Source organism: Streptosporangium sp. NPDC049644 (assembly GCF_040675205.1).
GTDB lineage: Bacteria > Actinomycetota > Actinomycetes > Streptosporangiales > Streptosporangiaceae > Streptosporangium > Streptosporangium fukuiense.
In genome coordinates, this window is record NZ_JBFAOJ010000149.1 from 1 (window position 1) to 13,342 (window position 13,342).

Below are 13,342 nucleotides of genomic sequence, written 5' to 3' on the forward strand. Positions count from 1 at the left end.
CCGCTGCGGCTGCTGCTCTTCGCCTTCATCGAGGTCGCCGTCATCACCAGCGCGGTCCGGGCCCGCCGCAACATGCGGGAGAACTTCTCGGCCGGTATCGACGGCATCGCGGTGTGGGCGCTCACCGGCCTGACCGCGGTGCTGTCCAGCATGGACGCCCGCAGCATGGCCGAGGCCATCTTCCGGCTCGCCGCGCCCCTGGTGGCGGCGTGGCTCTGGGAGCGCGGCATGGCGATCGAACGCCACCGGATCAGCGGGCGCTCGCGCATCAACTGGCGGCTCACCCCCGAGCGGGCGCTGGTCCGCATCGGGCTGGCCGAGGTCAGCGACCGTACGGCGAGTGAGGTCGACGCCCACCGCAGGCTGACCCGGGTCGCGCTGGCGGCCAAGCGCGCCCGCGCGCTCCGCGAGTCCGGGGCGTCCGACCGGAAGATGCGCGCGGCCCTCACCAAGCTGGACCGTGCCATGGACCGGGCGGTGGAGCACACCGGCCTGGCCGTCGACTCGGTACGCCAGGAGGCACTGCTCTCCCAGATCGGCGCCCTCTACAACACCTCCGCGCTGATCGACCTGACCCCGCCGGTGCCGTGGGACCCGGAGCCCGAACCGATGCGTCCCGCGGTGGCCGCGGGACGATCGGTCATCGACGACGATGACGACGAGATCCAGGTGCTGGACGGACCGCCGCCGGTCGTCGACACGGCGCAGCGCGCGGCCCTGATGCGTGCCGCGCGGGAGTACTGGGACAAGCAGATCGAGCGGAGGTTCGTGCCCCGGGCGACAGACATCGCCCACGAGACCGGTGTCTCCCTGGCCACCGCCCGCGAGTACCGGGCGCTGTGGAAGTTGGAGCCCAAGGCTCACGCGCTGCTGGAGGCGGCCTTCCACGAGCACGGGATCATCGACACCGGCACCTTCCCCGCCATCGAGACCGAGCAGGTCCTGACCGTGAACGGCTCCTCCGCCGCTCGCTGACCTCGCGCGGCACACCTCGCCACCGCCCCCCGTCCGCGTACCCCGGACGGGGGGCGGTCCGCGTCGCGGGCCGCCCGCGCACATCGGCTCAGGTCGACTCGCGCACGATGAGGTCGGTGGGCAGTATCACCGGCTCCACGTGCTCGGCGCCGTCGATCAGGGCGAGCAGCAGGCGGACCGTCTCCTCGGCGACCCGTTCCAGGGGCTGGCGGATGGTGGTGAGCGGCGGATGGGTGGTGAGTGCCACCGCCGAGTCGTCGAAGCCGCCCACCGCGACGTCCTCGGGCACCCGTCGCCCGGCGGCGCGCAGCGCGGCGAGCGCGCCTGCGGCCATCAGGTCGGAGGCGACGAACACCGCGTCGATGTCGGGGGCACGTTCCAGCAGCCGGGCCATCGCGCTCTCCCCGCCCAGCTGGGTGTAGTCGCCGTGCTCGATGAGCCTCCTGCTCGCCTTCCTGCCGAGGATGTCGGCGAAGCCCTCCAGCCGCAGCGCGCCGCCGGGGGTGTCGAGCGGGCCGGTGATGGTGGCGATCCGCCTGCGGCCCCGCTCGACCAGGTAACGCGTCATCTGCCGGGCGCCCTCGCGGTCGTCCGCCGCCGCGTAGGGGATCACGTTCTCCCTGCCGATGACCGCCCCCTGGGCGACGGCGGCCACACCGATGTCCACCAGCGCGTCCACCAGCCTGTCGCCCGCGTGGGTGGAGACCAGGAAGACGCCGTCGGCGTGGCCGCCGCGCAGGTAGCGGACCACCCGGTCGCGGTCGCCGTCGTTCCCGGCGATCATCATCACCAGCGATATGTCCCGCTCGGCGAGCCGCCGGGTGGCGGTGCGCAGCAGCACGCTGTAGTTGGGGTCCTCGAACAGTCGCTCCTGTGGCTCCGACAGGACCATCACCACCGAACCGGTCCGCTGGGTGACCAGGCTGCGGGCGGCCCGGTTGAGCACGTAGCCGGTCTCGGCGATGGCCCGCTTGACCGCGGCGTGCGCCGCGGGGCTGACGTACCGGTCGTCGTTGAGCACCCGGGAGACCGTTCCCCGGGAGACCCCCGCCACCGCCGCGACGTCATGAATGGTCGGACGCTTCGCCATGCTCCCATTTTCCCCTCGACCGGGCGAGGCCCGGTCGGACCCGGCCACTAGCTTTTCACGGCCCCGCCGGCCAGGTCGGTCCGCCAGTGGCGCTGCATGGTGAGGAAGAGCGCGATCAGCGGGATGATCGACAGCAGGGTGCCGGTGAGGATCAGGTTGTACAGGGAGGGCTGGTTGGCCCCGGCCGCGAGCAGCGTGTAGAGCCCGACGGTCAGCGGGAACCTCTGGTCGTCGCCCAGCATGATGAACGGCAGCAGGAAGTTGTTCCAGATCGCGACGAACTGGAACAGGAAGATGGTCACCATGCCCGGGATCATGAGGGGCAGTGCCACCCGGCGCAGCAGCAGCCAGTGCCCGGCGCCGTCGATGCGCCCGGCCTCCAGCAGGGCGTCGGGGACGGCGGCGGTGGCGTAGATGCGCGCCAGATAGATGCTGTACGGGTGCAGGATCTGCGGGAGCAGGACCGACCAGTAGGTGTCGGCGAGCCCGATCCGGGAGAAGAGCAGGTACTGCGGGATGGCCAGCACCACGGCGGGCACCAGGATGCCGCCGATCAGCAGGTTGAAGATCAGGTTCCGGCCCCGGAAGCGGTACTTGGCCAGCGTGTAGCCGGAGACCGCGGAGACGGCGGTGGAGAGCAGGGCGCCGCCGCCGGCGTACAGCAGCGTGTTGAGCACCCACAGCCAGAACACGCCGTCGCGGTAGGCGGCCAGGTCGGCGAGGTTGGCGAGCAGCCCGGTGCCGGGGGCGAAGGTCGAGGTGGAGAAGAGCTCCGCCTTCGACTTGGTGGCGGCGACCAGCACCCAGCTGACCGGCAGCAGGCAGTAGAGCGCGCCCAGCAGCAGGATCGCGGTCGGTGCGATCCCGTACGGGCGGCGTCGCGCGGCCACCCTCCGGTGCCCCTTCGCGGTGAGGGTCGTGGTGGCCATCAGTTCTCCCCGAAGGCGCGGTCGCGGACGACGCGCAGGAAACCAAAGGACAGGACGAGGGAGATCGCCGCGATGACGATCGAGGTGGCGGCGGCCGAGTAGAGGTCGCCGGTGACGAAGGCGTCGCGGTAGACCTTCATGAGCGGGCTCCAGGTCGAGCTGATCGTGTTGGTCAGCGGCCGCAGCGTGGTCGGCTCGGTGAACACCTGGATCGTGGCGATGACGGAGAACACGGTGGTCAGGATGATCGCGGGCAGCAGGATCGGGATCTTGATCCGCAGCGCTGTCTGGATCTCGCTCGCCCCGTCGATCCTGGCGGCCTCGTAGTAGGTCCTGGGTACGGCGCGCAGGGCGGTGTAGAGCACCAGCATGTTGAAGCCGACGCCGCCCCAGACCGCGATGTTCGCCATGGAGAGGACCACGGTGCCCGAGCCGAGCAGGTCGACGTCGAGCACCTGGCGGATCGGGCTGAGGCTCGGCAGGTAGAGGAAGCCCCACAGCAGGGTGGCGGCCACGCCGGGCACCGCGTACGGCAGGAAGACGGCGATCCTGGAGAAGCGTGCGAGCCGCACGTGCGCCGAGTCCAGCAGCAGCGCGAAGAGCAGGGCGAGCCCGAGCATGACGACGAGCACCAGCAGGCCGTAGCCGAGGACGCGCAGCCAGCCGGCCCACAGCTCGCCGTCGGCGAGCGTCGCGGTGTAGTTGTCGAGGCCGGCGAAGACCTCGCGGCGCGAGCCCTTGCCCAGGCCGAGTCCGGAGACCTTGGTGCGCCGCAGGCTGAGGTAGGCCGTGTAGCCGATGGGGACGGCCATGAAGAGCGTGAACAGCGCCATGGCCGGTGCGAGGAAGAGGTAGGGGACGGCGCTCGCGGTGCGGGCGCCGCCGCCGGGACGCTTTGTCATCGGGGTCATTGGGCGAGCTGGAATCCGGACTTCCGCATGTCGGCGACCGTCGCCTCCTGCATCTTGCCGACGGCCTCGGAGAACGCGGACCTGTCCTGTACGGCCTTGTCGAAGGTGTCCTTGAAGGCGTTGTACGTCACGCCGACGTTCGGCCCGAAGGTGAAGCCCCGCGCGGTGGCGGAGATCGCGGCGGCCTGCTGCCAGAAGTCGGGCTGGTTGGAGAAGTAGTCGGGGGCCTCACCGAGCATGGTGCCGCCCTTGGCGGCGGCCGGGTAGACCGCGCCCTCCTTGACGAGCAGGCCGAGCGCCTCGGGGTCGGTGTTGAGCCAGGTCGCGAACTTCGCGGCGGCCGCCCGGTTGGCGGACTTGGCGGCGACCGCGGTGGAGGAGCCGCCCCAGAAGCCGCTGGCGTTCTCGCCGGTGCCCCACTGCGGCAGCGGGGCGATCGCCCATCTGCCCTTGGCCTTGGGGGCGTTGCTGGACAGCACGCCCGGTGCCCAGACGGCCGAGGGCCAGGTCAGCAGTTTGCCGTCGTTGAGCGCCTTGTTCCATTCGGGGGTGAAGTACGGCTGGTCGTCGATGGCGCCCTCTTTGACGAGGCCGCCCCAGTAGTCGGCGACCTTCCTGGTGGCGTCGTCGTCGACCGCGACCTTCCAGGACTCGCCGCTGATCGACCACCACTGGGCGCCGGCCTGCTGGGCGAGGCCGACGAAGGCGCCGGGGTCCTTGCTGGAGAAGGTGCCCAGGAAGACCTTGGGGTCCTTCTTGCGTACGGTGCGGGCGGCCTCGGCGTACTCGTCCCACGTCTTGGGGACCTCGATGCCGTACTTGTCGAACAGGTCCTGGCGGTAGTAGAGCATCATCGGGCCGCTGTCCTGGGGGAGCGCGTAGACGGCGTCGGTGCCGAGCGTGACCAGCCCCCAGACGCCCTCGCCGAACTCGCCCTTCGCCTGCGCCACGTCGCCGGAGAGGTCGGCCACCGCGTCGGCGGCGACGAAGGAGGGCAGCATCTGGTACTCGGCCTGGACCAGGTCAGGGGGGTTTCCCGCCTTGGCCGCGGTCAGGAACTTGGCGGCCGCGTCGTCGCCGCCGGCCTGCTTGCTGACCGTGACCTGGATGTCGGGGTTGGCGCTGTTCCAGGCTGCCGCGATCTTGTCCATGTTGGGAACCCATGTCCAGTAGGTGAGCTTGACCGGCCCCGCGGGGGCCGAGCTCTGCGCGGCCGGGGCGGCCGGCTCCTGGGCGGCGCCGGAACATCCGGCGGCCAGGGTGGCGGCGAGAGCCGCGGCCGCCGCCACTGCGAGCCGGTTTCTCTGCATGGTTCCTCCGTGTCAGGGATGCCGTGTCGGGGGTGCTGTATCGGGGGGTGCTGAGTCGGGGTGCTGAGCCGGGGCTCGGGGCCCGCCGTGCGGAAGCATCTGTGAACGTTCACAGACTGAAATCCGGGATATCGCCCTGTCAATGCTCGTTACGCTCTTGTTAATCGCCTGCCCTCCTCGATGTTCCTGCGGCGACTCTTCCCTGGGTGTCGGGTTTCGATTACTGTGCACGTTCACAGAGATGAGCCGAGGGGGAGCAGTTGCCTGGATATCCCGTCCTGCCGGAGGGCATCGCGTACGGAGGGGACTACAACCCCGAGCAGTGGCCGGAGGAGGTCTGGCAGGAGGACGTCCGGTTGATGCGCGAGGCCGGGGTGAACCTGGTCAGCCTCGGCATCTTCGGCTGGAGCCTGCTGGAGCCGGAGGAAGGGGTCTACGACTTCGGCCGGCTGGATCGGATCATCGACCTGCTCGGCTCCTCGGGCATCAGGGTCGACCTCGCGACACCGACCTCCTCCCCGCCCACCTGGTTCCGGACCGCCCACCCGGGCAGCCACCTGGTCGACCGCGCGGGCCATGTCGTCGCCGGAGGTTCCCGGCACAGCTTCTGCCCAAGCTCCCCGGAGTACGCCGCCGCCTCGGAACGGATCGCCGGCCGGCTCGCCGCCCGCTACGCCGGGCACCCGGCGGTCGTCATGTGGCACGTCCACAACGAGTACGGCTGGGCGAACGCGCGCTGCTACTGCGAGACCTCAGCGGAGGCGTTCCGCGACTGGCTGCGCGAGCGGCACGGGGACGTGGCGGCGCTCAACGCGGCGTGGGGGACCACGTTCTGGGGGCTGACCTACGGCTCGTTCGACGAGGTGGAACCCCCGAGGCTCGCGCCGGCCGGCCAGCTGACCGCCCTGCAGCTCGACTACGCGCGCTTCTCCGTCGACGCGCACATCGCCAACTTCCGCCGCGAGCGCGACGCCATCCGCCGCTTCAGCGACCTGCCGGTCACCACCAACTTCATGATCCCCAACTGCGAGCCGATGGACTACTGGCGGTGGGCCGGCGAGGTGGACGTCGTCTCCAACGACCACTACCTCGACGCCGGGCGGGCCGAGGGCCACATCGAGCTCGCCATGGCGGCGGACCTCACCCGCTCGGTGGCGGGCGGCCGGCCGTGGATGCTCATGGAGCACTCCACCGGCGCCGTCAACTGGCAGCCGCGCAACCTCGCCAAGCGGCCGGGGGAGATGCGGCGCAACAGCCTCGCCCACGTCGCCAGGGGATCGGACTCGGTGCTCTTCTTCCAGTGGCGCGCCTCCCGCTACGGTGCGGAGAAGTTCCACTCGGCGATGCTGCCGCACGCCGGGACCGACTCCGAGCTCTGGCGCGACGTGGTCGCCCTCGGCGCCGAGCTGCGCGAGCTGGCGCCGGTGCGCGGCTCCCGCGTCGAGGCCGAGGTCGCGCTGGTGTGGGACTGGGAGTCGTACTGGGCGCTCGAACTGGAGTGGCGGCCCTCGGTGGACCTGAGGTTCCGCGAGCGGGTGGAGGCGTACTACGAGGCGCTCTGGCGCGAGCACGTCACCGTCGACTTCGTCCACCCCGCGGCCGACCTCTCGGCGTACCGGATGGTCGTCGTACCGAGCTCCTACCTGCTCACCGAGGCCGCGGGCAAGAACCTGCACCGCCACGTGGAGGCCGGCGGCCACCTGCTCGTCTCCTGCTTCTCCGGGATCGTCGACGAGAACGACACGATCCACCCCGGCGCCTACCCCGGCGTGCTGCGCGACGTGCTCGGCCTGTCGGTGGAGGAGTTCCACCCGCTGCCGGAGAACGGCACGGTCGCCGTCGGCGACGACGGGCTGACCGGCCGGATCTGGTCCGAGCGGGTCCGCCTCGCCGGAGCGCGTACCGTGCGCGCCTTCACCGGCGGACCGGACGCGGGCCACCCCGCGGTGACCCGCCACGAGCTGGGAGCGGGCACCGCCTGGTACGTCGCCACGGCCCTCGACCCCGGCGTGGGCCCGGACACGGACGGGGACCTGCGGGCGATCCTGCGCGCGGCCCTCGACGCCGCGGGGGTGTCCCGCCCGCGCGGCCTGCCCGACACCCTCGAAATCCTGCGGCGGGGCCGTCACCTCTTCCTTCTCAATCACGGCGACGAGCCGGTAACCGTTCCCGGAGTGAGCGGGACCGGAGTTCTCGACGGCGCCGAGTACGCGGGTTCGGCGACGGTACCGGCCGGCGGCGTCACCGTCGTCGAGCCGGCACCGGACGCGTGAGCTCCCCCGGTGCCGCGCCGGCCACCTGACCGCGGCGCGCCATCGGGGTCTTCGGGGAACTGTCCGCACCACTCCATCCCAGAGCGAGGACACATGAAGAAGATCCTGGTGGCGCTGCTGCTCTGCGCCGCCGCGACGCTCATCCCCCTGGCGGCCTCCCCGGCCGCCCTGGCCGCCTCGACGGTCACCAACGGCGGCTTCGAGACGGGAGGCCCGACCGCCGCGCCGACCGGCTGGAGCACCACCGGTTCGGCCGCCGCCGACTTCACCGAGTCCGGTGGCCGCAGCGGCTCCTACCGCCTGTCCCACTGGGCCACCGGCGCGTACACCGTCGAGACCCACCAGACACTGACCGGCCTGAGCGCCGGCACCTACACGCTCCGGGCCTGGGTCAGGTCGGGAGCCGCGAGCCAGAGCTGGATCGCGCTGCGCAACTGCGGCCCCGCCGAGAGGAGGACCCACCTGCCGGTCAGCTCGTCCGAATGGATCCAGATCGCGGTCACCCAGACCGTGACGGGCGGCCAGTGCACGGTGAGCCTCGGCTCCGCCGCCGCGGCGGGCGGCTGGGCCAACTTCGACGACGTCGTCTTCGCCGCGGGGTCGGCGACGCTGGCGATCAAGGGCGCCGACACCTCCAGCCTGCCCAAGTCCGAGGCCCTCGGCGGGAAGTACCGCACCGCCACCGGCACGCAGGGTGACGCGCTGGCCATCATGCGCTCGGCCGGGCTCAACCACGTCCGGCTGAAGGTCTGGGTCAACGCGGCCGACGGCTACAACGACAAGGCGCACGTGCTGGCCCTGGCGCGGCGGATCAAGGCCCAGGGCATGGGATTGCTGATCGACTTCCACTACTCCGACACCTGGGCCGACCCCGGCAAGCAGTACAAGCCCGCCGCGTGGGCGGGGTACACGCTCGCCCAGCTCAAGACCGCCGTCTACAACCACACCTACGACGTGCTGAACGCGCTGAAGGCACAGGGCACCACCGCCGACCTGGTCCAGGTCGGAAACGAGATCAACGACGGCATGCTCTGGGAGGAGGGCCGCAGCTCCAACTTCGGCAACCTCGCCCAGCTCCTCAACTCCGGCTACAGCGCGGTCAAGGCGGTCTCCACCTCGACCAGGGTCGTGCTGCACGTGGCCGAGGGCGGCAACAACCCGCTCTTCCGCTGGTGGTTCGACAGCGCCGCCGCCAACGGCGTGAACTACGACGTGATCGGCGTCTCCTACTACTCCTACTGGCACGGCACGCTCGGCGCGCTGCAGACCAACCTCAACGACATCGCCTCCAGGTACGGCAAGCCGGTCCTGGTCGTGGAGACCGCCTACCCCTTCACCACGGGCAACGACGACGGCCTCACCAACATCATCACCGCGGCGACGCCGTACCCCGGCTACCCGGCCTCCGCCGCGGGCCAGTCGGCGATGCTGCGCGACGTGATGAGCGTGGTGCAGGCCGTGCCGAACGGCCGGGGACTGGGCGTCGTCTACTGGGAGCCCACCTGGACCGCGGTGCCCGGCAACGGCTGGGACCCGGCCGATCCGTCCTCGGGCAACGGGTGGGAGAACCAGGCGCTGTTCGACTTCTCCGACCGGGCGCTGCCCGCGCTCACCCAGTTCGCCCACCAGTGATCAGCGCGGCTCCCGCGGGCACCGCCGGCGGGAGCCGCCCTCCCTATGACGGGATCGTCGGGACGATGATCCGGCTCGGGCGCGAGGCGTCGTGGAACACCGTCTGGCGGGCGGGCCGCATGTCATCGAGCCCGGCCGTGTGCACGGGGATCCACCGCTGGGGGTTGCGGTCGAACCGGGGGAAGTTCGAGCTCGCGACCTGCACCCGCAGCCGGTGCCCGCGGCGGAAGAGCTGGCTGGTGGTGCCCAGCGCGAAGCGGAAGAGTTCCGGCTCGCCCGGGGTCAGCGGGACCTCCCGGTCCAGACCCCGGCGGTAGCGCGCCCGCAGGATGCCGTCCACCACGCCGTACCCGGTGCCGTCCGGGTGAACGTCGACCAGCCGGACGGCCCAGTCGCAGTCGTCCGCGCTCGACGCGGCGTACAGTTCGACGACCACCTCGCCGGTGACCTCCAGGTCTTCGGACAGCGGCTCGCCCGTGTAGACCAGCACGTCGTCGCGGACCGCGACGGCGGCCTGGTCCTTGGGGCCGGAGTTGCGGCCGAGCAGTACCCCGGGCAGGAAGGTCGCCCCACCCGCCGTGGGGACGGGGTCCGCCGGGTCGGAGACGTAGTGGTCCGCCGGCTCGCCGGGCCCCGGAGGCTCCGCACCGAGCCGCCCGTCGCCGCAGGCCGAGTTCGCGCCGCCCCCGCCGCGCAGGAAGAAGGAGACCTCCCGCGCCCGGGAGAGCGGCCACTCGTCCTCGTCACGCCAGACGTTCGCCCCCATCACGAAGATCCTGGCCCGGGGCAGGTCGGCGGGCCGGCGCTCGGCCGCGGCGCGGAAGAACTCGGTGTGCACCGCGGTGAGGTCCAGGGCGGCCGACGCCCCGCCGTACCCGTACCAGAGGTCTCCCTGGTAGTCGCCCAGGTTGCCGTGCGCCCAGGGGCCGACGATCAGGTGCTGGCCCTCGCGGGCCCAGGGCGAGGGAGCCCGCGTGCGCAGGCCCGTGTAGTTGCGCAGCGTGCCCTCAAGGAAGATGTCGTGCCAGCCGCCGATGTGCAGCCCGGCCACGTTCATCCGGCCGTGCGCCGCACCGGGGTCGATGACCTGCCAGAAGACGTCGCGGGCCGGATGGCCGAGCCACTCCCGGTAGTACGGTGCCAGTTCGGCCAGGTCGTCGCGGTCGAGAGGCAGGCGGGCGTAGGCGGCGTGCGGGTCGCGCAGGATCTCCAGCAGCGTCTCCCGGGCCCGGTCGAGACCGGGCCCGGCGGGACGCCGCAGCAGGTCGACCGCGGCCAGGGACTCGGCGACCCAGAGCAGCAGAAACCCAAGCTGGAGGGCGCCGCCGGAGTAGGACCAGCCGTCGTGATACTCCGACGCCGTCAGCTGCGGCGCGATCGCCACCAGCCCTTCGGGGGCCGCGCTCGCCGCCAGCATCTGGGTGGCGCCGATGTAGGACGCCCCGTACATTCCGACCCGGCCGTCGCTGAAGTCCTGCGCCCGGATCCAGGCGATCGTGTCGAGGCCGTCCTCCGTCTCGTCGAAGAAGGGGTTGAAAGACCCCCCGGAGCTGTAGCGGCCCCGCGTGTCCTGGACGACCACCGCGAACCCCGACTCCACCGCCTGCACCGGCTCCAGCCCGACGATGTGCTGGGCCATGAACGAGGAGGACTTGTCGTACGGCAGGCGTTGCAGGAGTGTGGGCCACACTCCGGAGCCCGCGGGGCGCCACACGTCCGCCAGCAGCATCGTCCCGTCCCGCATGGGCACCGGGACGTCACGCTCGACGTGGACGGTCCCGCGCATCAGCCGGCCTTTCTGAGATAGGTCTGGCGGAGCCTGTCCACCGCGACCGCGAGGATGAGCAGCACGCCGGTGGCCACCTGCTGCCAGGAGGAGTCCACGTTGAGCAGGGTCAGGCCGTTGCTCAGCACGCCGACGATCAGCAGGCCGACGACCGTACCGAAGATCGTTCCGGTGCCTCCCGACAGGCTCGTGCCACCGAGGATGACGGCCGTGACGACCGCCAGCTCCAGTCCCACGCCGGTGTTGGCCGAGCTGGAGCCGAGCTGGGAGGTCACCAGCAGCCCGGCGAGCGCCATGCATCCTCCGGAGAGCAGGAAGCCCGCGAAGATCGTCCGGTTGACGCGGATGCCGACCAGCCGCGCGGCGACGGGGTTGGCCCCGATGGCGTACATCTTGCGGCCGAACACCGTGTAGTGCATGAGCACGTAGAACAGGGCGATGACCACCACGAGCACGATGGCAGGCATCGGGATGCCGAGGAACGGGCGGGCGGTGGCCCAGTCGAAGCCCTCGATGAAGATGCTCTGCCCCTTGCCGATGACCAGTGTCAGGCCGCGGAAGATGCCGAGCATGCCGAGGGTGGTGATGAGCGCGTTGACCCCGACCACGGTGACGAGGAATCCGTTGAGCAGGCCGATGCCGACGCCCGCGAGGACCGAGAGCACCAGGGCCGGGCCAAGACCGAGGCTCGGGGCGGTCTCGACCAGGACGATGCCGACGAAGGCCACACCGGACCCGACGGAGAGGTCGAACTGCCCGGCGACGAGCAGTAACGTCCCGGCGGCGGCGAGCACCCCGGTGATCGACACCGCGGTCAGGATGTTGCCCCAGTTGTCCCAGTTGAAGAAGTACGGCGACTGGACGGAGAAGAAGACGACCTCTACGGCGAGGAAGATCAGGAGCCCGATGGTCTCCGGGACCCGGCGTTTTCTGCGGCCGCCCGGCACCCGCGCGGCTCCTTCCCTTCCCCCGCCGGGGGAAGGGGACGCCTGTGACGTTCCGGACAGTGCGCTTCTCTCAGTCATTGATGACTCCTCCTGCGGCCTGGGTGAGGGCCTCGACCACGACGGCCTCCCCGGTGAGTTCGGCCACGGTCCTGCCGCGGACCATGACGATCGCTCTGTCGGCGAGCTCGATGACGTCCTCGTAGTCGGAGGTCGCCACGACGACCGCGCTCCCGCGCTCGGCCAGCGAGCGGATCGCCCGGTAGATCTCCTGGCGGGCACCGACGTCGACACCTCGGGTCGGCTCGACCAGTACGAGGACGCGCGAGCCCCGCTCCAGCCAGCGGCCCAGGACGACCTTCTGCTGGTTGCCTCCCGACAGCGTCCAGATCTGCTGCTCGGGATCGTCGCGAGACCGGATGCCCAGCGCGTCGTGCCAGCGCCGGTAGGCCACGGCCTCACTTCCACGCGTCACGAACGCCCTCGCGCGGGCGATTCCGCCCCAGCTCGGCGCCGCGAGGTTCTCCGCGACGGACCGGGAGCGGAACATGGCCTCGCGCTGGCGGTCGCCGGGCAGGCAGCCGACTCCGGCGGCGATGGCGTCGGCGGGGTGGCGGAACCGCGTCCGCCTTCCCCCGACGGTCAGGGTTCCCCTGTCCACGGGGTGCATGCCGAAGATCGCCTCGGCGACCTCGGAGGCACCGGAGCCGACCTTGCCGTAGAGCGTCACGATCTCGCCGGGACGGACCGCCAGATCCACGTCGGTGAAGGCGTCGCCGCTGGAGGCCCGCTCCAGCGCGACCATGGCGGGTTGGTCACCGGTGGCCGCGGGCACTTCACGTCCCCGGCCGCGCTGCTCGACCGTGCGGCCGACCATGGCCTCGACGACCTGGTCCTTGCCGACGGACGACACCCGCTCGTGCAGCACGATGTGGCCGTCGCGCAGCACGCACACCTCGTCGGCGAGGCGGAAGACCTCGTCGAGACGGTGGGTGATGTAGAGAATGGCCACTCCGCGCTCGCGCAGGCCGTTGATCACCTCGAAGAGGCGCTCGGTCTCGGCGTCCGAGAGCGCGGCCGTCGGCTCGTCGAAGATCAGGCATCGTCCCTGCCCGGCGAGCGCGCGGGCGATCTCCACGGTCTGCCGCTCGCCGAGGCGCAGGCTCCCGACCGGGCTGTCCAGCGGGAGGTTCACGCCCAGCGAGTCGAGGACCTTCCTGGCCGTCGCGCGGGTCTCGCCGTTCCTGACGAAGCCGTGCCTGGTCGGCCAGGCACCCAGGACGATGTTCTCCGCCACGCTGAGCGGAGGGGCGTCGCTGATCTCCTGGTAGATCAGCCGGATGCCGAGCCGCCGCGCGGTGGCGACGTCCCGGACGTCGTGCGGCGTGCCGTCGAGGGCGATCTCCCCTGCGTCGGGGTGCAGATCGCCCGCGATCACGCGGACCAGCGTCGACTTGCCGGCTCCGTTCTCGCCCAGGAGGGCGTGAACGGG

At 71.3% G+C, this 13,342-nt stretch carries 10 protein-coding genes; 3 read left to right on the forward strand and 7 right to left on the reverse strand.

Going from position 1 to position 13,342, the window contains the following annotated elements:
* On the forward strand, positions 1-975 hold a 975-nt coding region (locus AB0J58_RS41845), incomplete at its 5' end, for a hypothetical protein (protein WP_364226741.1).
* Positions 976-1,063: 88 nt separating this feature from the next.
* On the opposite strand, the gene AB0J58_RS41850 is transcribed toward AB0J58_RS41845, so the two are convergent.
* From AB0J58_RS41850 to AB0J58_RS41865, 4 genes are read right to left on the reverse strand one after another with little or no spacing between them, the layout of a single operon-like run.
* Complete coding sequence (locus tag AB0J58_RS41850) at positions 1,064-2,065, reverse strand: LacI family DNA-binding transcriptional regulator (RefSeq protein WP_364226743.1); 1,002 nt, start codon at positions 2,063-2,065, stop codon at positions 1,064-1,066.
* Between the two features lie 47 nt (positions 2,066-2,112).
* Positions 2,113-2,994, reverse strand: a complete 882-nt coding sequence (locus tag AB0J58_RS41855; RefSeq protein WP_364226746.1) for a carbohydrate ABC transporter permease — start codon at positions 2,992-2,994, stop codon at positions 2,113-2,115.
* Positions 2,994-3,896 carry a sugar ABC transporter permease gene (locus tag AB0J58_RS41860; protein WP_364226748.1) on the reverse strand — a complete coding sequence of 301 codons (903 nt, stop codon included), beginning with the start codon at positions 3,894-3,896 and terminating at the stop codon, positions 2,994-2,996. The genes AB0J58_RS41855 and AB0J58_RS41860 overlap by 1 nt, the downstream gene beginning before the upstream one ends.
* Before the next feature lie 5 nt (positions 3,897-3,901).
* Positions 3,902-5,215 (reverse strand): extracellular solute-binding protein, encoded by a 1,314-nt coding sequence (locus tag AB0J58_RS41865; protein WP_364226750.1) that lies wholly within the window; start codon positions 5,213-5,215, stop codon positions 3,902-3,904.
* Positions 5,216-5,475: 260 nt separating this feature from the next.
* Here AB0J58_RS41865 and AB0J58_RS41870 point away from each other — a divergent pair, with 260 nt between their 5' ends.
* Positions 5,476-7,488: a beta-galactosidase gene (locus AB0J58_RS41870; RefSeq protein ID WP_364226752.1), complete on the forward strand. Its 2,013-nt coding sequence runs from the start codon at positions 5,476-5,478 to the stop codon at positions 7,486-7,488.
* A gap of 93 nt (positions 7,489-7,581) precedes the next feature.
* Positions 7,582-9,120, forward strand: coding sequence for an arabinogalactan endo-1,4-beta-galactosidase (locus tag AB0J58_RS41875; protein ID WP_364226754.1), 1,539 nt, complete (start codon positions 7,582-7,584; stop codon positions 9,118-9,120).
* A gap of 43 nt (positions 9,121-9,163) precedes the next feature.
* Here AB0J58_RS41875 and AB0J58_RS41880 read toward each other — a convergent pair whose 3' ends face one another.
* From AB0J58_RS41880 to AB0J58_RS41890, 3 genes are all read right to left on the reverse strand, one after another.
* Positions 9,164-10,906, reverse strand: a complete 1,743-nt coding sequence (locus AB0J58_RS41880; RefSeq protein ID WP_364226756.1) for a CocE/NonD family hydrolase — start codon at positions 10,904-10,906, stop codon at positions 9,164-9,166.
* Positions 10,906-11,931: an ABC transporter permease gene (locus AB0J58_RS41885; RefSeq protein ID WP_364226758.1), complete on the reverse strand. Its 1,026-nt coding sequence runs from the start codon at positions 11,929-11,931 to the stop codon at positions 10,906-10,908. Before AB0J58_RS41885 ends, AB0J58_RS41880 begins: the two co-directional genes overlap by 1 nt.
* Positions 11,924-13,342, reverse strand: a 1,419-nt coding sequence (locus AB0J58_RS41890) for a sugar ABC transporter ATP-binding protein (protein WP_364226760.1), incomplete at its 5' end; no start/stop codon positions are given. The genes AB0J58_RS41885 and AB0J58_RS41890, both read right to left, overlap by 8 nt.